Source organism: Klebsiella sp. RCJ4 (assembly GCF_009025755.1).
In the GTDB taxonomy this organism is placed as follows: Bacteria; Pseudomonadota; Gammaproteobacteria; order Enterobacterales; family Enterobacteriaceae; genus Klebsiella; species Klebsiella michiganensis.
In genome coordinates this window covers 1-20,941 of sequence record NZ_WCIN01000005.1, presented here as the reverse complement: position 1 = coordinate 20,941, position 20,941 = coordinate 1, and the positions used below count along the sequence as shown (strand labels likewise).

General features: G+C 50.6%; 38 protein-coding genes. 4 read left to right on the top strand and 34 right to left on the bottom strand.

Annotated features, from left to right (window positions below; genetic code table 11):
- The first annotated feature begins 7 nt into the window (after positions 1–7).
- From rsmB to mscL, 3 genes are all read left to right on the top strand, one after another.
- Complete coding sequence (gene rsmB, locus F8562_RS02605) at positions 8–1,297, top strand: 16S rRNA (cytosine(967)-C(5))-methyltransferase RsmB (RefSeq protein WP_042934197.1); 1,290 nt, start codon at positions 8–10, stop codon at positions 1,295–1,297.
- Between the two features lie 21 nt (positions 1,298–1,318).
- Complete coding sequence (gene trkA / locus F8562_RS02600) at positions 1,319–2,695, top strand: Trk system potassium transporter TrkA (protein ID WP_004125888.1); 1,377 nt, start codon at positions 1,319–1,321, stop codon at positions 2,693–2,695.
- A gap of 140 nt (positions 2,696–2,835) precedes the next feature.
- Positions 2,836–3,249, top strand: coding sequence for a large-conductance mechanosensitive channel protein MscL (gene mscL / locus F8562_RS02595; RefSeq protein ID WP_004106310.1), 414 nt, complete (start codon positions 2,836–2,838; stop codon positions 3,247–3,249).
- Here mscL and F8562_RS02590 read toward each other — a convergent pair.
- The 31 genes from F8562_RS02590 to rpsJ all read right to left on the bottom strand — a co-directional run bounded on the left by F8562_RS02590 (position 3,203) and on the right by rpsJ (position 18,081).
- Positions 3,203–3,463 carry an alternative ribosome-rescue factor A gene (locus F8562_RS02590; RefSeq protein WP_071846056.1) on the bottom strand — a complete coding sequence of 87 codons (261 nt, stop codon included), beginning with the start codon at positions 3,461–3,463 and terminating at the stop codon, positions 3,203–3,205. The two genes, mscL and F8562_RS02590, sit on opposite strands and share 47 nt — an antisense overlap.
- Positions 3,464–3,521: 58 nt before the next feature.
- The gene (gene zntR / locus F8562_RS02585; protein WP_014227035.1) at positions 3,522–3,947 is read right to left on the bottom strand and encodes a Zn(2+)-responsive transcriptional regulator; all 426 of its coding nucleotides are present in this window, start codon (positions 3,945–3,947) and stop codon (positions 3,522–3,524) included.
- Between the two features lie 2 nt (positions 3,948–3,949).
- Entirely contained in the window at positions 3,950–4,318 is a 369-nt protein-coding gene (locus F8562_RS02580) for a DUF1992 domain-containing protein (protein WP_042934199.1), read from the bottom strand.
- Between the two features lie 107 nt (positions 4,319–4,425).
- Positions 4,426–4,812, bottom strand: coding sequence for a 50S ribosomal protein L17 (gene rplQ / locus F8562_RS02575; protein WP_001216372.1), 387 nt, complete (start codon positions 4,810–4,812; stop codon positions 4,426–4,428).
- Positions 4,813–4,852: 40 nt separating this feature from the next.
- Positions 4,853–5,842 carry a DNA-directed RNA polymerase subunit alpha gene (locus F8562_RS02570; RefSeq protein ID WP_002919219.1) on the bottom strand — a complete coding sequence of 330 codons (990 nt, stop codon included), beginning with the start codon at positions 5,840–5,842 and terminating at the stop codon, positions 4,853–4,855.
- A 25-nt stretch (positions 5,843–5,867) separates the two neighbouring features.
- A complete protein-coding gene (gene rpsD, locus F8562_RS02565) occupies positions 5,868–6,488 on the bottom strand; it encodes a 30S ribosomal protein S4 (protein WP_004125897.1) in 621 nt (206 codons plus the stop codon).
- Between the two features lie 33 nt (positions 6,489–6,521).
- Positions 6,522–6,911 (bottom strand): 30S ribosomal protein S11, encoded by a 390-nt coding sequence (gene rpsK / locus F8562_RS02560; RefSeq protein ID WP_004138423.1) that lies wholly within the window; start codon positions 6,909–6,911, stop codon positions 6,522–6,524.
- 16 nt (positions 6,912–6,927) lie between these two features.
- Entirely contained in the window at positions 6,928–7,284 is a 357-nt protein-coding gene (rpsM, locus tag F8562_RS02555; RefSeq protein ID WP_004106333.1) for a 30S ribosomal protein S13, read from the bottom strand.
- A 146-nt stretch (positions 7,285–7,430) separates the two neighbouring features.
- Positions 7,431–7,547 carry a 50S ribosomal protein L36 gene (gene rpmJ / locus F8562_RS02550; RefSeq protein ID WP_000868187.1) on the bottom strand — a complete coding sequence of 39 codons (117 nt, stop codon included), beginning with the start codon at positions 7,545–7,547 and terminating at the stop codon, positions 7,431–7,433.
- A 31-nt stretch (positions 7,548–7,578) separates the two neighbouring features.
- Entirely contained in the window at positions 7,579–8,910 is a 1,332-nt protein-coding gene (gene secY, locus F8562_RS02545; protein ID WP_004106334.1) for a preprotein translocase subunit SecY, read from the bottom strand.
- A gap of 7 nt (positions 8,911–8,917) precedes the next feature.
- The gene (rplO, locus tag F8562_RS02540) at positions 8,918–9,352 is read right to left on the bottom strand and encodes a 50S ribosomal protein L15 (protein WP_004106336.1); all 435 of its coding nucleotides are present in this window, start codon (positions 9,350–9,352) and stop codon (positions 8,918–8,920) included.
- A gap of 3 nt (positions 9,353–9,355) precedes the next feature.
- The gene (gene rpmD / locus F8562_RS02535) at positions 9,356–9,535 is read right to left on the bottom strand and encodes a 50S ribosomal protein L30 (RefSeq protein ID WP_001140434.1); all 180 of its coding nucleotides are present in this window, start codon (positions 9,533–9,535) and stop codon (positions 9,356–9,358) included.
- 3 nt (positions 9,536–9,538) lie between these two features.
- Positions 9,539–10,042 carry a 30S ribosomal protein S5 gene (gene rpsE, locus F8562_RS02530; protein ID WP_004106339.1) on the bottom strand — a complete coding sequence of 168 codons (504 nt, stop codon included), beginning with the start codon at positions 10,040–10,042 and terminating at the stop codon, positions 9,539–9,541.
- 14 nt (positions 10,043–10,056) lie between these two features.
- The gene (gene rplR, locus F8562_RS02525) at positions 10,057–10,410 is read right to left on the bottom strand and encodes a 50S ribosomal protein L18 (protein WP_000358960.1); all 354 of its coding nucleotides are present in this window, start codon (positions 10,408–10,410) and stop codon (positions 10,057–10,059) included.
- A 9-nt stretch (positions 10,411–10,419) separates the two neighbouring features.
- Positions 10,420–10,953, bottom strand: coding sequence for a 50S ribosomal protein L6 (rplF, locus tag F8562_RS02520; protein WP_004106341.1), 534 nt, complete (start codon positions 10,951–10,953; stop codon positions 10,420–10,422).
- A 12-nt stretch (positions 10,954–10,965) separates the two neighbouring features.
- On the bottom strand, positions 10,966–11,358 hold the full coding sequence (gene rpsH / locus F8562_RS02515) for a 30S ribosomal protein S8 (RefSeq protein ID WP_004106343.1): 393 nt from the start codon (positions 11,356–11,358) through the stop codon (positions 10,966–10,968).
- A 33-nt stretch (positions 11,359–11,391) separates the two neighbouring features.
- On the bottom strand, positions 11,392–11,697 hold the full coding sequence (gene rpsN, locus F8562_RS02510; RefSeq protein ID WP_002919667.1) for a 30S ribosomal protein S14: 306 nt from the start codon (positions 11,695–11,697) through the stop codon (positions 11,392–11,394).
- A gap of 14 nt (positions 11,698–11,711) precedes the next feature.
- Positions 11,712–12,251, bottom strand: a complete 540-nt coding sequence (gene rplE, locus F8562_RS02505) for a 50S ribosomal protein L5 (RefSeq protein ID WP_001096202.1) — start codon at positions 12,249–12,251, stop codon at positions 11,712–11,714.
- Between the two features lie 14 nt (positions 12,252–12,265).
- Positions 12,266–12,580 (bottom strand): 50S ribosomal protein L24, encoded by a 315-nt coding sequence (gene rplX, locus F8562_RS02500; RefSeq protein WP_004106345.1) that lies wholly within the window; start codon positions 12,578–12,580, stop codon positions 12,266–12,268.
- Between the two features lie 10 nt (positions 12,581–12,590).
- Entirely contained in the window at positions 12,591–12,962 is a 372-nt protein-coding gene (rplN, locus tag F8562_RS02495) for a 50S ribosomal protein L14 (RefSeq protein ID WP_000613954.1), read from the bottom strand.
- Between the two features lie 165 nt (positions 12,963–13,127).
- Entirely contained in the window at positions 13,128–13,382 is a 255-nt protein-coding gene (gene rpsQ, locus F8562_RS02490; RefSeq protein WP_004106347.1) for a 30S ribosomal protein S17, read from the bottom strand.
- Positions 13,382–13,573 (bottom strand): 50S ribosomal protein L29, encoded by a 192-nt coding sequence (rpmC, locus tag F8562_RS02485; RefSeq protein ID WP_002919754.1) that lies wholly within the window; start codon positions 13,571–13,573, stop codon positions 13,382–13,384. Before rpmC ends, rpsQ begins: the two co-directional genes overlap by 1 nt.
- Entirely contained in the window at positions 13,573–13,983 is a 411-nt protein-coding gene (gene rplP / locus F8562_RS02480; protein WP_002919759.1) for a 50S ribosomal protein L16, read from the bottom strand. The genes rpmC and rplP overlap by 1 nt, the downstream gene beginning before the upstream one ends.
- A 12-nt stretch (positions 13,984–13,995) precedes the next feature.
- Positions 13,996–14,694 carry a 30S ribosomal protein S3 gene (gene rpsC, locus F8562_RS02475; protein WP_004106350.1) on the bottom strand — a complete coding sequence of 233 codons (699 nt, stop codon included), beginning with the start codon at positions 14,692–14,694 and terminating at the stop codon, positions 13,996–13,998.
- A 17-nt stretch (positions 14,695–14,711) separates the two neighbouring features.
- A complete protein-coding gene (gene rplV / locus F8562_RS02470; protein ID WP_002919773.1) occupies positions 14,712–15,044 on the bottom strand; it encodes a 50S ribosomal protein L22 in 333 nt (110 codons plus the stop codon).
- Positions 15,045–15,058: 14 nt separating this feature from the next.
- Positions 15,059–15,337, bottom strand: coding sequence for a 30S ribosomal protein S19 (rpsS, locus tag F8562_RS02465; RefSeq protein WP_001138115.1), 279 nt, complete (start codon positions 15,335–15,337; stop codon positions 15,059–15,061).
- A 16-nt stretch (positions 15,338–15,353) separates the two neighbouring features.
- A complete protein-coding gene (rplB, locus tag F8562_RS02460; RefSeq protein ID WP_000301869.1) occupies positions 15,354–16,175 on the bottom strand; it encodes a 50S ribosomal protein L2 in 822 nt (273 codons plus the stop codon).
- Positions 16,176–16,192: 17 nt separating this feature from the next.
- On the bottom strand, positions 16,193–16,495 hold the full coding sequence (gene rplW / locus F8562_RS02455) for a 50S ribosomal protein L23 (protein WP_000617546.1): 303 nt from the start codon (positions 16,493–16,495) through the stop codon (positions 16,193–16,195).
- Complete coding sequence (gene rplD, locus F8562_RS02450) at positions 16,492–17,097, bottom strand: 50S ribosomal protein L4 (RefSeq protein ID WP_003031119.1); 606 nt, start codon at positions 17,095–17,097, stop codon at positions 16,492–16,494. Before rplD ends, rplW begins: the two co-directional genes overlap by 4 nt.
- A 10-nt stretch (positions 17,098–17,107) precedes the next feature.
- Complete coding sequence (gene rplC, locus F8562_RS02445; protein WP_004106354.1) at positions 17,108–17,737, bottom strand: 50S ribosomal protein L3; 630 nt, start codon at positions 17,735–17,737, stop codon at positions 17,108–17,110.
- A gap of 32 nt (positions 17,738–17,769) precedes the next feature.
- Positions 17,770–18,081, bottom strand: coding sequence for a 30S ribosomal protein S10 (gene rpsJ, locus F8562_RS02440; protein ID WP_001181005.1), 312 nt, complete (start codon positions 18,079–18,081; stop codon positions 17,770–17,772).
- A gap of 380 nt (positions 18,082–18,461) precedes the next feature.
- Here rpsJ and F8562_RS02435 point away from each other — a divergent pair, with 380 nt between their 5' ends.
- Entirely contained in the window at positions 18,462–18,935 is a 474-nt protein-coding gene (locus F8562_RS02435; protein ID WP_014839668.1) for a prepilin peptidase, read from the top strand.
- Here the strand turns inward: F8562_RS02435 and bfr are convergent.
- The 3 genes from bfr to tuf form a co-directional block, all read right to left on the bottom strand.
- Positions 18,919–19,395, bottom strand: coding sequence for a bacterioferritin (gene bfr, locus F8562_RS02430; protein WP_004125910.1), 477 nt, complete (start codon positions 19,393–19,395; stop codon positions 18,919–18,921). The genes F8562_RS02435 and bfr overlap by 17 nt on opposite strands.
- A 74-nt stretch (positions 19,396–19,469) precedes the next feature.
- A complete protein-coding gene (gene bfd / locus F8562_RS02425) occupies positions 19,470–19,664 on the bottom strand; it encodes a bacterioferritin-associated ferredoxin (RefSeq protein WP_004125913.1) in 195 nt (64 codons plus the stop codon).
- Between the two features lie 173 nt (positions 19,665–19,837).
- Positions 19,838–20,941: elongation factor Tu (tuf, locus tag F8562_RS02420; protein ID WP_049083968.1), on the bottom strand; the 1,104-nt coding region annotated here is incomplete at its 5' end.

Here is a 20,941-nt window from a genome sequence, read left to right as displayed (position 1 = left end):
TGTGCTTATGAAAAAACAACTCAATTTACGCAGCCTGGCAGCGCAGGCCGTTGAACAGGTTCTCGAACAAGGGCAATCCCTGAGCAACGTTCTGCCCCCGCTGCAACAAAAAGTATCCGATAAAGACAAAGCGCTGCTTCAGGAACTCTGCTTTGGCGTGCTACGTACCCTTTCCCAGTTAGATTGGCTGATCGGCAAGCTCATGTCCCGGCCGATGACGGGTAAACAGCGTGTTGTGCACTACCTCATTATGGTGGGCATTTACCAACTGCTGTACACACGGATTCCTCCTCATGCTGCATTGGCGGAAACGGTTGAAGGCGCAGTAGCGATTAAGCGCCCGCAGCTCAAAGGGTTGATTAACGGCGTATTGCGCCAGTTTCAGCGCCAGCAGGAAGAACTGTTATCTGAATTTTCTCGTAGCGAAATTCGCTTTTTACATCCGTCCTGGTTGTTGAAACGTCTGCAGAAAGCCTATCCAGCACAGTGGGAAGCTATTGTGGAAGCGAACAACCAGCGCCCGCCAATGTGGTTGCGCGTAAACCGTGTCCACCATCCGCGCGATAGCTGGCTGGCACTGCTGGAAAAGGCGGGAATGAAAGGTTTTACTCATCCTGCTTACCCTGACGCTGTGCGCATGGAAACACCGGTGCCGGTCCACGCATTGCCGGGGTTTGAAGAGGGTTGGGTTACGGTTCAGGATGCCTCCGCTCAGGGCTGCATCACATTTCTTGATCCAAAAAACGGCGAGCAAATTCTGGATCTGTGCGCGGCACCGGGGGGTAAAACCACACATATTCTCGAAGCGGCGCCCGAAGCACAGGTGCTGGCCGTCGATGTTGATGAGCAGCGACTCTCCCGCGTCTATGACAACCTGAAGCGTCTGGGCATGAAGGCCACCGTTAAACAAGGTGATGGCCGTTATCCAGCCCAATGGTGTGGAGAGCAGCAGTTCGATCGTATTCTGCTGGACGCCCCCTGTTCCGCCACCGGCGTCATTCGCCGTCATCCGGATATCAAGTGGCTGCGCCGGGATCGTGATATCGCGGAACTGGCCCAGCTGCAGTCTGAAATTCTGGATGCCGTATGGCCGCATTTGAAAACCGGCGGGACTCTGGTTTACGCAACGTGTTCGGTATTGCCGGAAGAGAACAGCCAGCAAATTAAAGCCTTCCTGCAGCGTACTGCGGATGCGGTTCTCAGCGAAACCGGCAGCGCAGATTTGCCGGGCCAGCAAAATTTGCCAGGTGCTGAAGAAGGTGACGGCTTCTTTTACGCTAAGCTAATCAAAAAGTAATGAGATAACGAGTCGCGACTGATGAAAATTATCATATTGGGCGCAGGGCAGGTCGGCGGAACTCTGGCAGAAAACCTTGTCGGAGAGAACAACGATATTACGCTGGTAGACACGAATGGCGACCGCCTTCGCAGTCTTCAGGACAAATTTGATCTCAGAGTGGTTCAGGGCCACGGCTCGCATCCACGCGTGCTGCGTGAGGCGGGTGCGGATGACGCCGATATGCTGGTCGCAGTGACCAGCTCAGATGAAACGAATATGGTGGCCTGCCAGGTCGCCTATTCGCTGTTTAATACGCCAAACCGTATTGCTCGCATCCGCTCCCCGGATTATGTGCGTGATGCCGATAAACTTTTCCACTCAGAAGCAGTTCCTATTGACCACCTCATCGCGCCAGAGCAGCTGGTCATTGACAGCATTCACCGCCTGATTGAGTATCCAGGCGCGCTGCAGGTTGTCAATTTTGCCGAAGGAAAAGTAAGCCTCGCAGTCGTTAAAGCCTATTATGGCGGTCCTTTAGTGGGAAACGCACTTTCAACTATGCGCGAACATATGCCGCATATTGACACACGCGTAGCCGCTATCTTCCGCCACGATCGCCCCATCAGGCCACAAGGTTCAACCATTGTTGAAGCCGGTGATGAAGTGTTTTTCATCGCCGCTTCGCAGCATATTCGCGCCGTCATGAGCGAACTTCAGCGCCTCGAAAAGCCGTATAAGCGCATCATGCTGGTTGGTGGCGGAAACATTGGCGCCGGGCTCGCTCATAAGCTGGAGAAAGATTACAGCGTCAAACTGATTGAACGTAATCAGCAGCGTGCCGCAGAGCTTGCGGAAAAGCTGCAAAATACGATCGTCTTCTACGGCGATGCTTCAGATCAAGAATTGCTGGCTGAGGAACATATCGATCAAGTCGATCTTTTCATTGCCGTCACCAACGATGACGAAGCCAATATTATGTCAGCCATGCTCGCAAAGCGCATGGGGGCCAAAAAGGTGATGGTACTGATCCAGCGCCGAGCCTACGTCGATCTTGTCCAGGGGAGCGTGATCGACATTGCAATATCACCGCAGCAGGCAACCATCTCTGCGTTGCTCAGCCATGTGCGTAAAGCCGATATTGTCGGCGTTTCCTCCCTACGCCGCGGTGTCGCAGAGGCTATTGAAGCTGTCGCGCACGGAGATGAAAGTACTTCACGGGTGGTTGGACGCGCTATCGATGAGATTAAGCTTCCCCCCGGAACAATTATTGGCGCCGTTGTGCGCGGTAATGATGTCATGATAGCGAATAACAATCTGCGTATTGAGCAAGGGGATCATGTCGTTATGTTCTTGACTGACAAAAAATTCATCTCAGACGTCGAAAGACTATTCCAGCCAAGTCCTTTCTTTTTGTAGTTCGCAGGCGTCGACAAGACGCCTTTCTTTTATCCCTTGTATATCAAAGGATAATATTTTTCTGCAATTATTTCGTGGTAATGGAAAATAGTAATACATTTGTTAAACTTATCAGTGTCAGCTGGCTCAAGGAGAATAAAATGAGTTTTTTAAAAGAATTTCGCGAATTTGCGATGCGCGGGAATGTGGTTGATTTGGCAGTCGGTGTCATCATTGGCGCAGCATTTGGTAAAATCGTATCGTCGTTAGTTGCCGATATTATTATGCCGCCGCTAGGCTTACTCATTGGCGGAATCGACTTTAAACAGTTTGCCGTGACGCTACGGGATGCCCAGGGTGACATCCCGGCGGTCGTCATGCATTACGGCGTATTCATTCAGAACGTGTTCGATTTTATTATCGTGGCGTTTGCTATTTTTATGGCAATCAAACTGATGAATAAACTGAACAGGAAAAAGGAAGAGGCCCCGGCAGCACCACCGGCGCCAACCAAAGAAGAAGTCCTGCTTAGCGAAATTCGTGACCTGCTGAAAGAACAAAACAATCGTTCTTAAGAAGCCTTAAAAGCAGAAGGCCAGTGGTAAAAAAGTCATTTACTTTCTTGCCACTGGCCTCCCGACCATTCTGTCCTGCATGTTTTTCTTTTCTTTGATAGCTGCCTTTCCCTTTCTTGTTCTTTTCAACTCGCTGCCTGAATAACGGGTCATGAAGTAGTGCCTCAAGGGCGTTATCTTTTATTTGCCCTTTAGTATGCTGATAGCGGCTCATAAGCTCTCCAGATATGTAAAAGAAATCGGCGTGAGTGTAGACGCGTCTGATGAAAAAATCAACGTGCTGGATTATGACTGCTGGCGCCCTGCTCCAGTGCTTCAAGAATTGAGCAATAGACGCTGCTGTGCGCTGTGCCGCAGCATGCATCATTGAGGCGCTGCAAAGAACGACGCATGGCTTGTAACTCTTTAATCCGGGATTCCACTTCACTTAAACGAGCCTGCACAATGCCTTTAGATTCCTGACAGGTATGATGTTCCGGATCGATGCGGATCGAGAGAAGTTCGCGGATCGACTCCAGCGTAAAACCAAGCTGCCTGGCATAGCGAATAAAACGCAGCCTCTGTAGATCGTTATCCGAATAGAGACGAAAGCCACCTTCAGTGCGTACGTTATGATCCATCATCTGCTGTTTTTCATAATAGCGGATGGTATCGGGAGTAACGTCAGCTAATTTAGCCAGTTCACCTATGCGGTACATAATTACTCCTCATTAATCTTTTGCAGCAACTTATCCGCGTAATCCCCACGCAGAAAGTCAGTGTTCAAGCCCGCCTGCCGCAGCTTTAACTCAAGCAGCGCCAGACGACGGCTCAGCTCAGCATAGCGGGGATCGCTCTCCTGAACGCCTTTAAGTAAGTCATTGAGCATCACGGCTTCTTTACGATGTTCAAGTTCGGGAGGTAAACAACCCGCATTCTTGAGTAATCGATAGCCTGCGCGTAGCTCAGGCGGCACATGCGAGTCATCGTCCAGAGTCAGTGGCTCCCCACTTCCCGGCAGGTTATCAAACTCACCTTTGTGCTGTGCATCAAGAATATGGCGTTCTGCCCACTGATCCAGTAACCACATCATAAGGCTCCGGGGATGAACAAAAATAATGCAGATATTGTAAACAAGCAGGAATAGGGTGGATATAAAAAAACCCGCCGGAGCGGGTTTTTTTACGTTACTACAGATTACTCTGCAGCAGCTTCTGCTTTCGATTCAGAGCGATCAACCAGCTCGATGTATGCCATCGGCGCGTTGTCGCCTGCACGGAAGCCACACTTCAGAATACGAGTGTAACCACCGGCGCGGCTCGCGAAACGCGGGCCCAGCTCGTTAAACAGTTTTGCCACGATCTCGTTATCACGAGTACGGGCGAATGCCAGACGACGATTAGCAACGCTATCAGTCTTGGCAAGAGTAATCAGCGGCTCAACTACGCGACGCAGTTCTTTCGCTTTCGGCAGGGTCGTCTTGATGATTTCATGACGAACCAGCGAACCAGCCATGTTACGGAACATAGCCTGGCGATGGCTGCTGTTGCGGTTCAGTTGACGACCACTCTTACGATGGCGCATGACCTTATCCTTCTCAGTAAAACCTTAACCTGTGATCCGGTTACTCGTCAGCAATGCTTGCCGGTGGCCAGTTTTCCAGGCGCATGCCCAGAGACAAACCACGTGAAGCCAGCACGTCTTTAATCTCAGTAAGAGATTTTTTACCCAGGTTCGGCGTTTTCAGCAACTCAACCTCGGTACGCTGTACCAGATCACCGATATAGTGGATAGCTTCTGCCTTAAGGCAGTTAGCAGAGCGGACAGTCAATTCGAGATCGTCAACAGGGCGCAGCAGGATCGGATCGAATTCTGGTTTCTCTTCTTTCACTTCCGGCTGACGTACATCACGTAAATCAACGAAAGCTTCCAGTTGTTCTGCCAGGATGGTTGCCGCACGACGAATCGCCTCTTCAGGATCGATTGTGCCGTTGGTTTCCATTTCGATGACCAGCTTGTCCAGGTCGGTACGCTGTTCTACACGCGCTGCTTCAACATTGTAGGCAATACGCTCTACAGGGCTGTAGCATGCGTCGACCAGCAGACGGCCGATTGGGCGCTCATCTTCTTCCGAATGAATTCGGGCAGAAGCCGGCACATAACCGCGACCGCGCTGAACTTTGATACGCATGCTAATAGCTGCGTTCTCATCGGTCAGGTGGCAGATCACATGTTGCGGCTTGACGATTTCGACATCACCGTCATGGGTAATGTCGGCTGCGGTCACAGGGCCAATGCCAGATTTGTTCAAAGTAAGGATAACTTCATCTTTACCCTGAACTCTCACCGCCAGCCCTTTCAGGTTGAGCAGGATTTCAAGGATATCTTCCTGAACGCCTTCTTTGGTGCTGTACTCATGAAGTACACCATCAATCTCAACCTCGGTCACCGCGCAACCCGGCATCGATGAGAGCAGAATACGGCGCAGTGCGTTACCAAGAGTATGGCCAAAGCCACGCTCTAAAGGTTCAAGGGTCACCTTGGCGTGCGTCGAACTCACTTGCTCGATATCGACCAGGCGCGGTTTTAGAAACTCTGTCACAGAACCCTGCATTGTGTCCTCTCTTTGGTACTAAGCTTTACTTGGAGTAAAGCTCGACGATCAGGTGTTCGTTAATGTCCGCAGACAGATCAGAACGTTCCGGCTGACGCTTGAACGTACCTTCCATCTTGCCAGCATCAACTTCCAGCCAGGTTGGCTTTTCACGCTGCTCAGCCAGCTCCAGAGCGGCTTTCACGCGAGATTGCTTTTTCGCTTTCTCACGAATGCTGACAACGTCATTCGCTTTAACCTGATAAGAAGCGATGTTAACAACACGACCGTTTACCATGATAGCTTTGTGGCTAACCAGCTGACGTGATTCAGCACGAGTCGCGCCGAAGCCCATACGGTATACAACGTTGTCCAGACGACCTTCCAGCAGAGTCAACAGGTTTTCACCGGTGTTGCCTTTCAGACGCGCTGCTTCTTTATAGTAGTTACGGAACTGACGCTCCAGCACACCGTACATACGGCGAACTTTTTGCTTTTCACGCAACTGCACACCATAGTCAGACAGACGCGGTTTACGCGCACCGTGCTGGCCAGGAGCTTGTTCAATTTTACACTTGGTATCGATCGCGCGAACGCCAGACTTAAGGAACAGGTCTGTGCCCTCACGACGGCTCAGCTTGAGCTTAGGACCCAAATATCTTGCCATTTTCTTTCTCCAACAATCCTAGAAACGAACGCGTTATACGCGACGTTTTTTCGGCGGACGACAACCGTTATGAGGGATCGGAGTCACATCAGTAATATTAGTGATGCGGAAACCAGCGGCGTTCAGTGCACGAATAGTAGATTCGCGACCTGGACCCGGACCTTTGACCATAACTTCCAGATTCTTGATGCCGTATTCTTTTACGGCTTCAGCGCAACGCTCTGCTGCAACCTGAGCTGCAAACGGAGTGGATTTGCGAGAACCACGGAAACCGGAACCACCGGCTGTTGCCCAACCCAGCGCGTTACCCTGACGATCGGTAATGGTAACGATGGTGTTGTTAAAAGAAGCATGGACATGAGCCACGCCATCAGAGACTTGTTTTCTTACACGCTTACGTGCACGAACTGGTGCCTTTGCCATTATTCAATCACCCCGACTATTTCTTGATCGGTTTACGCGGACCCTTACGGGTACGTGCGTTGGTCTTAGTACGCTGACCGCGAACCGGAAGACCACGACGATGGCGTAAACCACGATAGCAACCAAGGTCCATCAGACGCTTGATGCTCAGGGTGATTTCACGGCGCAGATCACCTTCAACGACAAATTTACCAACCGCTTCACGCAGGGATTCAATTTGTTCTTCAGACAGCTCACTGATCTTAACATTTTCAGCGATACCCGTGTCAGCACAGATGGCTTTAGAGCGGGTCTTGCCGATACCGAAAATAGCAGTTAATGCGATTACGGTATGTTTGTGATCAGGAATGTTAATGCCTGCTATACGGGCCACTATGCACTCCTACTATTTAATATGTACGCACCATGCTGAAAAGCCCGTTTTCAGGATACTCAAATGGAAACGTACAGACATACAAAAGATTGGCTGGCTAATCTAGCCAGCTCAACCCAACTTTGCAAGAAAAATATGCGAATAAATCAGCCTTGGCGCTGTTTATGCTTCGGCTCGGCACTGCAAATCACGCGGATGACGCCATCACGCTTAACGATTTTGCAGTTACGGCATAATTTCTTGACGGAAGCACGAACTTTCATTTTTACTCTCCGTAACTTCTCGAGCGACCTGTTAGCGGCCGTAGCCTTTCAGGTTCGCCTTCTTCAATGCAGACTCGTACTGACTCGACATCATCAGAGTTTGCACTTGAGCCATAAAGTCCATAATCACGACAACAACGATAAGCAGTGAGGTTCCACCGAAGTAGAACGGTACTTTCATTGCATCACGCATGAACTCCGGGATCAGGCAGATAAAAGTGATGTATAACGCACCGACCAAAGTCAGGCGAGTCATTACTTTATCGATATACTTCGCCGTTTGCTCTCCCGGACGAATTCCTGGTACAAATGCACCGGACTTCTTCAGGTTATCTGCTGTTTCACGCGGGTTGAAAACCAACGCCGTGTAGAAGAAACAGAAGAAGATGATTGCAGACGCATAGAGTAACACATAAAGCGGTTGCCCAGGCTGCAAATACAGCGAAATTGTTGTCAGCCAGTTCCAACCAGTACCGCCCCCGAACCATGATGTAATGGTAGCCGGGAACAGAATAATACTGGAAGCGAAGATTGCCGGGATAACCCCTGCCATATTCACTTTCAGCGGTAAATGTGTGCTCTGTGCAGCATAGACACGACGACCCTGTTGACGTTTAGCGTAGTTTACCACAATGCGGCGTTGACCACGCTCTACAAAGACAACAAAGAAGGTCACTGCAAATACTAATACTGCAACCAACAGCAACAGGAGGAAGTGCAGGTCGCCTTGACGCGCTTGCTCGATAGTATGGGCGATGGCCGGCGGGAGACCCGCAACGATACCGGCGAAGATAATGATTGAGATACCGTTTCCGATACCGCGCTCAGTAATCTGTTCGCCGAGCCACATCAGGAACATCGTTCCTGAGACCAGACTAACAACAGCGGTGAAATAGAATGCAAAGCCTGGATTAATCACCAGGCCCTGCATACCAGGCATATTCGGCAGACCGGTAGCAATACCGATCGACTGGAATATCGCCAGCACCAGAGTACCGTAGCGGGTGTACTGGCTGATCTTACGACGACCAGACTCCCCTTCTTTCTTCAGCTCCGCTAACGGCTGATAAACAACCGTCAGCAGCTGGACAATGATCGATGCCGAAATATACGGCATGATACCCAACGCAAAGATAGAAGCACGGCTGAGAGCACCACCAGAGAACATGTTGAACATTTCAATGATGGTGCCTCGCTGTTGCTCAAGCAGTTTGGCAAGTACAGCGGCATCAATACCAGGGATCGGAATAAAAGAGCCAATACGGAACACAATCAACGCACCGATTACAAACAACAGTCTGCGCTTCAGTTCGCCAATCCCACCTTTGGCACTTTGAAAATCTAATCCCGGTTGCTTAGCCATCTGCTACTTATTCCTCAATTTTACCGCCAGCAGCTTCGATAGCAGCACGAGCACCTTTAGTCACGCGCAGGCCACGAACAGTTACCGGACGAGATACTTCACCAGACAGGATCACTTTCGCGAACTCGATCTGGATACCGATAATGTTAGCCGCTTTCAGCGTGTTCAGGTCGATAACATCGCCTTCTACGTGAGCCAGATCAGACAGACGAACTTCTGCAGTGATCATCGCTTTACGAGAAGTGAAGCCGAATTTCGGCAGACGACGGTACAGAGGCATCTGACCACCTTCGAAACCGCGACGTACGCCACCACCAGAACGAGAGTTCTGACCTTTGTGACCACGACCACCGGTTTTACCGAGGCCAGAACCGATACCACGACCCAGGCGTTTACCCGCCTTTTTGGAGCCTTCGGCCGGAGACAGAGTATTTAAACGCATCTCTTACTCCTCAACTTTAACCATGAAGGAAACCGCGTTGACCATACCACGAACAGCAGGAGTATCCTCGCGCTCTACGGTGTGACCAATACGACGCAGACCCAGGCCAAGCAGCGTTGCCTTGTGTTTCGGCAGACGACCGATTGCACTGCGGGTTTGAGTAATTTTAATAGTCTTTGCCATGGTTTATTTCCCCAGAATTTCTTCAACGGATTTACCACGCTTGGCAGCGACCATTTCTGGAGAATTCATATTTTCCAGGCCATCAATAGTTGCACGAACCACGTTGATCGGGTTGGTGGAACCATATGCTTTGGCCAGAACGTTATGAACTCCAGCAACTTCCAGAACGGCGCGCATTGCACCACCGGCGATGATACCGGTACCTTCGGAAGCTGGCTGCATGAATACACGAGAACCCGTGTGAACACCTTTAACCGGGTGCTGCAGGGTGCCGTGGTTCAGCGCGACGTTAATCATATTGCGACGGGCTTTTTCCATCGCTTTCTGGATCGCTGCTGGAACTTCACGCGCTTTACCGTAACCAAAACCAACGCGACCGTTACCGTCACCAACTACAGTCAGAGCTGTGAAGGAGAAAATACGACCACCTTTAACGGTTTTAGATACGCGGTTAACCGCGATCAGCTTTTCCTGCAGTTCGCCAGCTTGTTTTTCGATGTGAGCCATCTTACACCTCTACCTTAGAACTGAAGGCCAGCTTCACGGGCAGCATCTGCCAGTGCCTGGACACGACCATGATATTGGAACCCGGAACGGTCAAAGGAAACATCTTTGATGCCTTTTTCCAGAGCGCGTTCAGCAACAGCTTTACCCACAGCTGCTGCCGCGTCTTTGTTACCGGTGTACTTCAGTTGTTCAGCGATAGCTTTTTCTACAGTAGAAGCAGCTACCAGAACTTCAGAACCGTTCGGTGCAATTACCTGTGCGTAAATATGACGCGGGGTACGATGTACCACCAGGCGAGTTGCACCCAGCTCCTGGAGCTTGCGGCGTGCGCGGGTCGCACGACGGATACGAGCAGATTTCTTATCCATAGTGTTACCTTACTTCTTCTTAGCCTCTTTGGTACGCACGACTTCGTCGGCGTAACGAACACCCTTACCTTTATAAGGCTCAGGACGACGGTAGGCGCGCAGATCTGCTGCAACCTGGCCGATCACCTGCTTATCAGCGCCTTTCAGCACGATTTCAGTTTGAGTCGGACATTCTGCAGTGATACCGGCCGGCAGTTTATGCTCAACAGGATGAGAGAAACCTAAAGCCAGGTTTACTACATCCCCTTTGACCGCTGCACGATAGCCTACACCAACCAGCTGAAGCTTTTTAGTGAAGCCTTCGGTAACACCAACAACCATTGAGTTCAGCAGGGCACGCGCGGTACCAGCCTGAGCCCATCCATCCACGAAACCATCACGCGGACCGAAGGTCAGAGCATTATCTGCATGTTTAACTTCAACAGCATTGTTGAGGGTACGAGTCAGCTCGCCGTTTTTACCTTTGATCGTAATAACCTGACCGTTGATTTTTACATCAACGCCGGCAGGAACAACGACCGGTGCTTTAGCAACACGAGACATTTTTTCCTCCGATTAGGCTACGTAGCAGATAATTTCGCCACCAAGACCAGCCTGGCGCGCTGCACGATCGGTCATAACACCTTTAGAGGTAGAAATAACCGCGATACCCAGACCCGCCATAACTTTCGGCAGCTCATCTTTACGTTTGTAGATGCGCAGACCTGGGCGGCTGACACGCTGAATGCTTTCTACAACAGCTTTACCCTGGAAATACTTAAGAGTCAGTTCCAGTTCCGGCTTGATGTCGCCTTCAACTTTAAAATCTTCAATAAAGCCTTCTTCCTTCAGCACGTTGGCAATTGCCACTTTCAGCTTGGAGGAAGGCATGGTGACCGCAGCTTTATTCGCGGCCTGACCGTTACGGATACGGGTCAGCATATCCGCGATCGGATCTTGCATGCTCATCTGTCTTTACTCCCGTGATTCAATTGGTGACAATTACCAGCTAGCCTTTTTCAGACCCGGGATTTCACCGCGCATTGCGGCTTCACGGACCTTGATACGGCTCAACCCGAACTTCCGCAGGAAACCATGCGGACGACCTGTTTGACGGCAGCGATTACGCTGACGAGACGGGCTGGAATCACGCGGCAGAGTCTGCAGCTTGAGAACAGCATTCCAACGATCTTCGTCGGTTGCGTTCACATCAGAGATGATAGCTTTCAGTTCAGCGCGTTTAGCGAAGAATTTATCAGCTAAAGCCACGCGCTTTACTTCGCGTGCTTTCATTGATTGCTTAGCCATTAAGTAACCCTACCTTACTTGCGGAACGGGAAGTCAAAGGCAGCCAGCAGAGCGCGGCCTTCTTCATCAGATTTCGCAGTAGTGGTAATGGTAATATCCAAACCACGAACGCGGTCGACTTTATCGTAGTCGATTTCTGGGAAGATGATCTGCTCACGGACACCCATGCTGTAGTTGCCACGACCGTCGAAAGACTTAGCGGACAAGCCACGGAAGTCACGGATACGCGGTACAGCAATAGTGATCAGGCGCTCAAAGAACTCCCACATGCGTTCGCCACGCAGAGTTACTTTACAGCCGATCGGATAGCCCTGACGGATTTTGAAGCCTGCAACTGATTTGCGTGCTTTGGTGATCAGCGGTTTTTGACCGGAGATTGCTGTCAGATCGGCTGCTGCGTTATCCAGCAGTTTCTTGTCAGCGATCGCTTCACCAACACCCATGTTCAGGGTGATCTTCTCGACCCGAGGGACTTGCATGACAGAATTGTAGTTAAACTCAGTCATGAGTTTTTTAACTACTTCGTCTTTGTAGTAATCATGCAGTTTCGCCATCGTACTACTCCAAATTACTTGATAGTTTCGCTGTTAGATTTGAAGAAACGGACTTTTTTGCCGTCTTCGAATCTAAAGCCTACACGGTCAGCCTTGCCGGTTGCCGCATTGAAGATTGCAACGTTAGAAACCTGAATAGCAGCTTCTTTTTCAACGATGCCGCCTGGTTGGTTCAGAGCCGGAACCGGCTTCTGGTGTTTCTTAACCAGGTTGATACCTTCAACAATGAGCTTGCCGGAAGACAAGACATTCTTAACTTTACCGCGTTTACCTTTATCTTTACCGGTTAACACGATAACTTCGTCATCACGACGGATTTTCGCTGCCATGATTCGCTCCTTAGAGTACTTCTGGGGCCAGAGAGATAATTTTCATGAACTTCTCGTTACGAAGTTCACGAGTTACCGGCCCAAAAATACGCGTACCGATGGGCTGCTCGCTGTTATTGTTTAAAATAACGCATGCATTACCATCGAAGCGAATGACAGAACCGTCCGGGCGACGAACACCCTTCTTGGTGCGCACCACTACCGCCTTCAGCACATCACCTTTTTTGACCTTACCACGCGGAATTGCTTCTTTGATGGTGATCTTGATGATGTCGCCTACGCCTGCGTAGCGACGGTGCGAGCCACCCAGAACCTTGATACACATTACGCGACGTGCACCGGAGTTGTCGGCGACGTTCAGCATAGTCTGTTCTTGGATCATTTTAGTGCTCCGCTAATGTCAACTACTACTGAGACCCAAAAATAGGGTCGTTAAAAAAGCCCCATATCGAGGGCGCGGCATTATAACACCGCAAATCAGATATGGGTAGAAAAAATAAACGGCTCATCGCTGAGCCGTTTATCCGTATCGAGAATGCGTACTCTATTACAGAACCGCTTTCTCTACAACGCGAACCAGCGTCCAGGACTTAGTCTTGGACAGCGGACGGCATTCGCGGATTTCAACCACGTCGCCGATACCGCATTCGTTGTTCTCGTCATGTACGTGCAGTTTGGTCGTACGCTTGATGAATTTGCCGTATACCGGGTGTTTCACCATACGTTCGATAGCAACAACAATGGATTTCTCCATTTTGTCGCTAACCACGCGACCTTGCAGAGTACGGATTTTATCGGTCATTACGCACCCGCCTTCTGAGTCAGTAAAGTCTTAACGCGTGCAACATCACGACGCACTTGCTTCAGCAGATGAGTCTGTTGCAGCTGGCCACTTGCAGCCTGCATACGCAGGTTGAACTGCTCACGCAGCAGGTTCAGCAGCTCAGCGTTCAGCTCTTCAACGCTTTTTTCACGCAGCTCTTTTGCTTTCATTACATCACCGTCTTAGTTACAAAGGTGGTTTTGATCGGCAGTTTCGCTGCTGCCAGGCCGAATGCTTCACGGGCCAGCTCTTCCGGTACGCCGTCCATTTCATAAAGGACTTTACCCGGCTGAATCAAGGCAACCCAGTACTCCACGTTACCTTTACCTTTACCCATACGAACTTCCAGCGGCTTCTCGGTGATCGGTTTGTCCGGGAATACACGGATCCAGATCTTACCTTGACGCTTAACTGCACGGGTCATAGCACGACGTGCTGCTTCGATCTGACGTGCAGTCAGACGACCACGGCCAACAGCTTTCAGACCGAAAGTGCCGAAGCTAACATCCGTACCCTGCGCCAGACCACGGTTGCGGCCTTTGTGCACTTTACGGAATTTTGTACGCTTTGGTTGTAACATCAGCGACGCTCCTTATTTACGGCCTTTACGCTGCTGCTTTTTAGGTTGAGCAGCCGGTTCCGGTTGTTCAACAGCAGCCATACCACCCAGGATCTCACCTTTGAAGATCCATACCTTAACGCCGATTACACCGTAAGTGGTGTGCGCTTCAGAGGTGTTGTAGTCGATGTCAGCACGCAGAGTGTGCAGCGGTACGCGACCTTCACGGTACCATTCGGTACGTGCGATTTCCGCGCCGCCCAGACGGCCGCTAACTTCAACTTTGATACCTTTAGCGCCCAGACGCATTGCGTTCTGTACAGCACGCTTCATAGCACGACGGAACATAACGCGACGTTCCAGCTGAGAAGTGATGCTGTCAGCAACCAATTTAGCGTCCAGTTCAGGCTTACGAACTTCGGCAATATTGATCTGTGCAGGCACGCCAGCGAGATCCGCGACGACCTTGCGCAGTTTTTCTACGTCTTCGCCTTTCTTACCGATAACGATACCCGGGCGAGCAGTGTGAATGGTCACACGGATGCTTTTAGCCGGACGCTCGATAACGATGCGAGATACAGACGCTTTCGCCAGTTCCTTAGTCAGGTACTGACGTACTTTAAAATCGCTGTCCAGGTTGTCAGCGAATTCTTTGGTGTTCGCAAACCAGGTTGAGTTCCATGGTTTTACAATACCCAGGCGAATACCATTAGGATGTACTTTCTGACCCATTGCTAGTCTCCAGAGTCTCAGCGATCGGACACAACCACAGTAATGTGGCTGGTGCGCTTCAGGATGCGATCTGCACGACCTTTAGCACGCGGCATAATGCGCTTCATGCTCGGGCCTTCGTCTACGAAAATTTTCGCAACTTTCAGATCATCAATGTCAGCGCCATCGTTGTGTTCAGCGTTAGCAATGGCAGATTCCAGTACCTTCTTGACCAGTACAGCAGCTTTCTTATTGGTGTAGGTCAGAATATCCAGGGCCTGCGACACTTTCTTACCGCGAATCAGGTCAGCAACAAGGCGAACCTTCTGAGCAGAAGAACGAGCATGGCGATGTTGAGCTAAAGTTTCCATCTCTTCCTCCTACCTTATTTCTTCTTCGCTTTTTTATCAGCAGCGTGGCCGCGATAAGTACGAGTCGGTGCGAATTCACCCAGTTTGTGACCAACCATTTCGTCGGAAACAAAAACTGGAACGTGCTGACGACCATTATGGACAGCGATGGTCAAACCGATCATGTTAGGAAAGATCGTTGAACGACGGGACCAAGTGCGCAGGGGCTTCTTGTCTCCGCTTTCCACCGCTTTCTCTACCTTCTTCAGCAAGTGCAGGTCAATAAAAGGACCTTTCTTGAGAGAACGTGGCATGGCTTATCCTCTAAAATTATTTGCTACGGCGACGTACGATGAATTTATCAGTACGCTTGTTGCTGCGGGTCTTCTTACCTTTGGTCTGAACGCCCCACGGAGTTACCGGGTGCTTACCAAAGTTACGACCTTCACCACCACCATGTGGGTGGTCGACTGGGTTCATCGCAGTACCGCGAACGGTAGGACGAACACCACGCCAGCGTGCAGCACCTGCTTTACCCAGAACGCGCAGCATATGCTCAGCATTGCCAACTTCGCCCAGAGTAGCGCGGCAGTCTGCTTCGACTTTACGCATTTCACCAGAACGCAGACGCAGGGTGACATAAGCACCATCGCGAGCAACGATCTGAACGTAAGTACCAGCGGAACGAGCCAGCTGACCGCCTTTACCTGGTTTCATTTCTACGTTATGAACGGTAGAACCAACCGGGATATTGCGCATCGGCAGGGTGTTGCCTGCTTTGATTGCAGCATCAACGCCAGATTGAATCTGGTCGCCAGCTTTCAGGCCTTTAGGGGCCAGAATGTAACGGCGCTCACCGTCTTTGTACAGAACCAGCGCGATGTTCGCGGAGCGGTTCGGATCGTACTCAAGACGTTCAACAACTGCCGGGATACCATCTTTGTTGCGTTTGAAGTCAACAATACGGTAGGCCTGTTTGTGACCACCACCGATATGACGGGTGGTGATACGGCCATTGTTGTTACGACCACCGGATTTGCTGTTTTTTTCAACCAGCGGAGCAAAAGGTTTGCCCTTGTGCAGCTCTGGGTTGACCACTTTAACAACGTGGCGACGACCCGGAGATGTCGGTTTACATTTAACAACTGCCATTGTATTACTCCTCCGACTTACTCAGCGCCGCCGACGAAGTCCAGATTCTGGCCTTCCTTCAGGGTGACGTAAGCTTTTTTCCAGTCGCTACGACGACCGATACGCTGTCCGTGACGTTTAACTTTCCCTTTAACAACCAGGGTGTTAACGACTTCGACTTCGACTTCAAACAGTTTCTGCACAGCAGCTTTGATCTCTGCTTTGGTCGCGTCTTTAGCAACTTTGAGAACGATGGTGTTAGTTTTTTCCATCGCAGTAGACGCTTTTTCAGAAACGTGCGGTGCGCGCAGCACCTTCAGCAGACGTTCTTCACGAATCATGCCAGCATCTCCTCAACTTGCTTAACAGCATCAGCAGTCATTACGACTTTGTCGAAGGCGATCAGGCTAACCGGGTCGATACCAGTTGCATCACGTACGTCAACCTTGTGCAGGTTGCGCGCAGCAAGGAACAGGTTCTCGTCCAGCTCACCGGTGATGATCAGCACATCTTCCAGAGCCATGTCTTTCAGTTTCTGTGCCAGCAGCTTAGTTTTAGGCGCTTCTACAGAGAAAGATTCGACAACGATCAGACGATCCTGACGTACCAGTTCGGACAGAATGCTTTTCAGCGCGCCGCGGTACATCTTTTTGTTAACTTTTTGACTGTGGTCCTGCGGACGCGCAGCGAAGGTCACGCCACCTGAACGCCAGATCGGGCTCTTGATAGAACCTGAACGCGCACGGCCGGTACCTTTCTGGCGCCACGGCTTTTTGCCTGAACCAGTTACTTCAGCACGAGTCTTCTGAGCACGAGTACCCTGACGAGCACCAGCTGCATAAGCAACTACAACCTGGTGAACCAGCGCTTCGTTGAAATCACGACCGAAGGTAGTTTCGGAAACAGTCAGCGCGCTCTGCGCGTCTTTCAATACTAATTCCATTGCTATCCCCTTACGCCTTCACAGCTGGTTTAACGATCAGGTCGCTACCGGTTGCACCCGGGACCGCGCCTTTAACCAGCAGCAGGTTGCGCTCAGCGTCAACACGTACTACGTCCAGGCTCTGAACGGTGACACGTTCGTTACCCAGCTGACCTGCCATTTTCTTGCCTTTGAACACTTTGCCCGGAGTCTGGTTCTGACCGATAGAACCCGGAACGCGGTGAGACAAGGAGTTACCGTGAGTAGCGTCCTGGGTACGGAAGTTCCAGCGCTTAACGGTACCAGCAAAACCTTTACCTTTAGAGGTACCGGTTACGTCAACTTTTTTAACGTCAGCAAACAGCTCAACGCTAATGTCCTGACCTACGGTGAACTCTTCGCCGTCAGCCAGACGGAATTCCCACAGACCACGGCCAGCTTCTACGCCAGCTTTAGCGAAGTGACCCGCTTCCGGTTTGGTTACACGGTTAGCTTTTTTAGCACCAGTGGTCACCTGAACGGCACGGTAGCCATCGTTAGCCAGATCTTTAACCTGAGTAACGCGGTTTGCTTCAACTTCGATTACGGTTACTGGGATAGATACGCCATCTTCAGTGAAGATGCGGGTCATGCCCACTTTTTTACCGACTAAACCAATCATTGTTTCAACCTCTCAATCGCTCGATGACCTGATTAACCCAGGCTGATCTGCACGTCTACACCGGCAGCCAGATCCAGACGCATCAGAGCATCAACGGTTTTTTCAGTTGGCTCAACGATGTCAACCAGACGCTTATGAGTGCGGATTTCGTACTGATCGCGCGCGTCTTTGTTAACGTGCGGAGAGATCAGAACGGTAAAGCGCTCTTTGCGGGTCGGCAGCGGGATCGGACCACGGACTTGCGCACCAGTGCGCTTAGCAGTCTCGACGATTTCCGCGGTTGATTGATCGATCAGACGATGATCAAACGCTTTAAGGCGGATACGGATTCTTTGGTTCTGCATGAGACCAGAGCTCCAATTATTTTATAGACGAAATGGTTACTCCTCATACCCATTACGATTGATGGGAGAGTGTAACCGTTCTTACATAGTTCCCCAATTGGGAACATTGTTTGGTAGCGTGTTGCTGCTACCAGGGTTCATATCGAACCGGCCGTCAACTTTGACAGGCCCGCGCATTATACGCAAATTCAGCGACAACGCAAGGGCTGCGTACAAAATCATCACTTGTTTCTGCGAGCTCACTTCCAGGCCCGTCGCAATGCCATGAAAGGCCGGCAAATGCTCTGGAGCGGGACATCCATTCCTGTTTATTGCCTTTTGCCAGAGGCTTGGCTCCTGCATCACACTCAGTACCCAGGGCCACCACATGGAAACCATCGATGATAGCGACTTTGGCATTCTTTATTATTTATGGCGGGTTATTACTCACGCTTTGTTGGCACGATCTGCGCTATGGCTTGCTACCCGATAAATTTACCTGCCCTCTGCTGTGGGGCGGGTTGCTTTATTATCTGTGTATGTCACCAGCCAATCTGCAGCATGCAGTCTGGGGAGCGATAGCAGGCTATCTGGCCTTTGCGTTGATCTATTGGCTCTACAGGGGAATACGCGGGCGTGAAGGCATCGGCTACGGCGATGTTAAATTTCTCGCCGCACTAGGGGCATGGCAGGGATGGAGAGTTTTACCGCAGCTCGTACTTATAGCAACGATTCTCGCCTGCGCTGCCGTAACGGTTCTTATGCTGTGCGGTAAACACAGGCAGGCTTTACGTAACCCGCTGCCTTTCGGCCCTTTCCTGGCCACAGCGGGTTTGCTATGTGGTTGGCAGACGTTTTTTAGTCAGCCACTTTAATCTGCGACTGAAGATAATTCTGCAGACCAATTTTACCTATCAAGTCCAGCTCGGTTTCCAGCCAGTCGATATGGCCTTCTTCATCGGCGAGGATGGTGATTAACATATCACGGCTGACGTAGTCGTGGACGCTGTCAGCATAGGCAATGGCTTCACGCAGATCCTTCGCCCCTTCCAGTTCCAGCCTCAGGTCGGATTGCAGCATCTCCTCGACGTCTTCTCCGATGCGGAGTTTGCCGAGATCCTGCAGGTTCGGGATCCCTTCGAGAAATAAAATGCGCTCGATATACTTATCGGCATGCTTCATTTCATCGATAGATTCGTGGTACTCGACATCATTGAGGCGCATCAGGCCCCAGTTCTTGAACATTCTCGCATGGAGAAAGTATTGATTAATTGCGACTAGCTCATTTCCCAATAATTTATTGAGATAACTTATGATTTTGACATCACCTTTCATTATATAGTCCCTCCGCTTCCACTTATTGAAGCGTAGTTCGGGCTATAGGGATGTCAAAGTAAAGCTGAGAGGCTTCAGGCGATCTCTTGATATTCCGGCATGCGGGTTAATTCATCTTCCATAATTTCTCGTGCTGCACGAACGCACTTACCACATTGATTTCCAACGGGAATAAATTTTCTCAGCTGCTGAAAAGACTGAGGATTGAATTGGCGCACAGCCTGACGAATTTTTTTATCGTTCACACCATTACACAGACAAACGTACATATATACTCCCGTTCAACTTACAGACAAAGTGTAAATGAGAATAGTTATGATTACAATAGCCTGTTTATTAAATAGGCGTTTGATCTCTTTGCTGTCAGTCACTGTGCTGCTTCACGCAAATAGCAGACAGCAAAAAGGGCGCCTTAGCGCCCTTTTTAATTCAGAACTAAATATTAGCCCAGAACTTTAGCAACCACGCCCGCGCCAACGGTACGGCCGCCTTCACGGATTGCGAAACGCAGACCGTCGTCCATCGCGATCGGGTGGATCAGGGTAACAACCATTTTGATGTTGTCGCCCGGCATTACCATCTCTACGCCTTCCGGCAGTTCGATGGTGCCAGTCACGTCAGTTGTACGGAAGTAGAACTGCGGACGGTAGCCTTTGAAGAACGGAGTATGACGGCCGCCTTCGTCTTTGGACAGAATGTACACTTCAGATTCGAACTTGGTGTGCGGCTTGATAGAACCCGGCTTAGCCAGTACCTGACCACGTTCGATTTCTTCACGTTTGATACCACGCAGCAGAACACCAACGTTCTCACCAGCACGGCCTTCGTCCAGCAGTTTGCGGAACATTTCAACGCCAGTACAGGTAGACTTCGCAGTCTCTTTGATACCAACGATTTCAACTTCTTCGCCAACTTTGATGATACCGCGCTCTACACGACCGGTAACAACGGTACCACGACCGGAGATGGAGAATACGTCTTCGATCGGCAGCAGGAACGGCTTGTCAATCGCACGCTCTGGTTCCGGGATGTAAGAATCCAGGTAGCCAGCCAGTTCGATGATTTTCGCTTCCCAGTCTGCGTCGCCTTCCAGCGCTTTCAGAGCGGAACCGCGAACGATCGGAGTGTCGTCGCCCGGGAAATCGTACTGAGACAGAAGTTCACGAACTTCCATTTCAACCAGTTCCAGCAGCTCTTCGTCATCAACCATGTCGCATTTGTTCAGGAACACGATGATGTACGGAACGCCTACCTGACGACCCAGCAGGATGTGCTCACGAGTCTGCGGCATCGGGCCGTCAGTCGCAGCAACAACCAGGATCGCGCCGTCCATCTGCGCAGCACCGGTGATCATGTTTTTAACATAGTCGGCGTGGCCCGGGCAGTCTACGTGCGCGTAGTGGCGAGTCGGGGTGTCATATTCAACGTGAGAAGTGTTGATGGTGATACCACGAGCTTTTTCTTCCGGCGCGTTATCGATCTGGTCGAATGCGCGAGCAGAACCACCGTAGGTTTTAGCCAGAACGGTAGTGATTGCAGCGGTCAG

Excerpts from the sequence above, each read along its gene's own strand:
- rpsN (WP_002919667.1), bottom strand. The coding sequence starts at position 11,697 with ATGGCTAAGCAATCAATGAAAGCACGCGAAGTAAAGCGCGTGGCTTTA.
- rplF (WP_004106341.1), bottom strand. The coding sequence starts at position 10,953 with ATGTCTCGTGTTGCTAAAGCACCGGTCGTTGTTCCTGCCGGCGTTGAT.
- rplD (WP_003031119.1), bottom strand. The coding sequence starts at position 17,097 with ATGGAATTAGTATTGAAAGACGCGCAGAGCGCGCTGACTGTTTCCGAA.
- rplV (WP_002919773.1), bottom strand. The coding sequence starts at position 15,044 with ATGGAAACTTTAGCTCAACATCGCCATGCTCGTTCTTCTGCTCAGAAG.
- rplQ (WP_001216372.1), bottom strand. The coding sequence starts at position 4,812 with ATGCGCCATCGTAAGAGTGGTCGTCAACTGAACCGCAACAGCAGCCAT.
- bfr (WP_004125910.1), bottom strand. The coding sequence starts at position 19,395 with ATGAAAGGTGATGTCAAAATCATAAGTTATCTCAATAAATTATTGGGA.
- bfd (WP_004125913.1), bottom strand. The coding sequence starts at position 19,664 with ATGTACGTTTGTCTGTGTAATGGTGTGAACGATAAAAAAATTCGTCAG.
- F8562_RS02590 (WP_071846056.1), bottom strand. The coding sequence starts at position 3,463 with ATGAGCCGCTATCAGCATACTAAAGGGCAAATAAAAGATAACGCCCTT.
- rpmD (WP_001140434.1), bottom strand. The coding sequence starts at position 9,535 with ATGGCAAAGACTATTAAAATTACTCAAACCCGCAGTGCAATCGGTCGT.
- rplN (WP_000613954.1), bottom strand. The coding sequence starts at position 12,962 with ATGATCCAAGAACAGACTATGCTGAACGTCGCCGACAACTCCGGTGCA.
- rpsC (WP_004106350.1), bottom strand. The coding sequence starts at position 14,694 with ATGGGTCAGAAAGTACATCCTAATGGTATTCGCCTGGGTATTGTAAAA.
- rplO (WP_004106336.1), bottom strand. The coding sequence starts at position 9,352 with ATGCGTTTAAATACTCTGTCTCCGGCCGAAGGCTCCAAAAAGGCGGGT.
- secY (WP_004106334.1), bottom strand. The coding sequence starts at position 8,910 with ATGGCTAAGCAACCGGGATTAGATTTTCAAAGTGCCAAAGGTGGGATT.
- rplX (WP_004106345.1), bottom strand. The coding sequence starts at position 12,580 with ATGGCAGCGAAAATCCGTCGTGATGACGAAGTTATCGTGTTAACCGGT.
- rpmJ (WP_000868187.1), bottom strand. The coding sequence starts at position 7,547 with ATGAAAGTTCGTGCTTCCGTCAAGAAATTATGCCGTAACTGCAAAATC.
- rplE (WP_001096202.1), bottom strand. The coding sequence starts at position 12,251 with ATGGCGAAACTGCATGATTACTACAAAGACGAAGTAGTTAAAAAACTC.
- trkA (WP_004125888.1), top strand. The coding sequence starts at position 1,319 with ATGAAAATTATCATATTGGGCGCAGGGCAGGTCGGCGGAACTCTGGCA.
- rpsE (WP_004106339.1), bottom strand. The coding sequence starts at position 10,042 with ATGGCTCACATCGAAAAACAAGCTGGCGAACTGCAGGAAAAGCTGATC.
- rplB (WP_000301869.1), bottom strand. The coding sequence starts at position 16,175 with ATGGCAGTTGTTAAATGTAAACCGACATCTCCGGGTCGTCGCCACGTT.
- rpsD (WP_004125897.1), bottom strand. The coding sequence starts at position 6,488 with ATGGCAAGATATTTGGGTCCTAAGCTCAAGCTGAGCCGTCGTGAGGGC.
- rplC (WP_004106354.1), bottom strand. The coding sequence starts at position 17,737 with ATGATTGGTTTAGTCGGTAAAAAAGTGGGCATGACCCGCATCTTCACT.
- F8562_RS02570 (WP_002919219.1), bottom strand. The coding sequence starts at position 5,842 with ATGCAGGGTTCTGTGACAGAGTTTCTAAAACCGCGCCTGGTCGATATC.
- rpsH (WP_004106343.1), bottom strand. The coding sequence starts at position 11,358 with ATGAGCATGCAAGATCCGATCGCGGATATGCTGACCCGTATCCGTAAC.
- F8562_RS02435 (WP_014839668.1), top strand. The coding sequence starts at position 18,462 with ATGATAGCGACTTTGGCATTCTTTATTATTTATGGCGGGTTATTACTC.
- zntR (WP_014227035.1), bottom strand. The coding sequence starts at position 3,947 with ATGTACCGCATAGGTGAACTGGCTAAATTAGCTGACGTTACTCCCGAT.
- rpsQ (WP_004106347.1), bottom strand. The coding sequence starts at position 13,382 with ATGACCGATAAAATCCGTACTCTGCAAGGTCGCGTGGTTAGCGACAAA.
- rpsJ (WP_001181005.1), bottom strand. The coding sequence starts at position 18,081 with ATGCAGAACCAAAGAATCCGTATCCGCCTTAAAGCGTTTGATCATCGT.
- rpsS (WP_001138115.1), bottom strand. The coding sequence starts at position 15,337 with ATGCCACGTTCTCTCAAGAAAGGTCCTTTTATTGACCTGCACTTGCTG.
- rsmB (WP_042934197.1), top strand. The coding sequence starts at position 8 with ATGAAAAAACAACTCAATTTACGCAGCCTGGCAGCGCAGGCCGTTGAA.
- mscL (WP_004106310.1), top strand. The coding sequence starts at position 2,836 with ATGAGTTTTTTAAAAGAATTTCGCGAATTTGCGATGCGCGGGAATGTG.
- F8562_RS02580 (WP_042934199.1), bottom strand. The coding sequence starts at position 4,318 with ATGTGGTTACTGGATCAGTGGGCAGAACGCCATATTCTTGATGCACAG.
- rpmC (WP_002919754.1), bottom strand. The coding sequence starts at position 13,573 with ATGAAAGCAAAAGAGCTGCGTGAAAAAAGCGTTGAAGAGCTGAACGCT.
- rplR (WP_000358960.1), bottom strand. The coding sequence starts at position 10,410 with ATGGATAAGAAATCTGCTCGTATCCGTCGTGCGACCCGCGCACGCCGC.
- rpsK (WP_004138423.1), bottom strand. The coding sequence starts at position 6,911 with ATGGCAAAGGCACCAGTTCGTGCACGTAAGCGTGTAAGAAAACAAGTC.
- rplP (WP_002919759.1), bottom strand. The coding sequence starts at position 13,983 with ATGTTACAACCAAAGCGTACAAAATTCCGTAAAGTGCACAAAGGCCGC.
- rplW (WP_000617546.1), bottom strand. The coding sequence starts at position 16,495 with ATGATTCGTGAAGAACGTCTGCTGAAGGTGCTGCGCGCACCGCACGTT.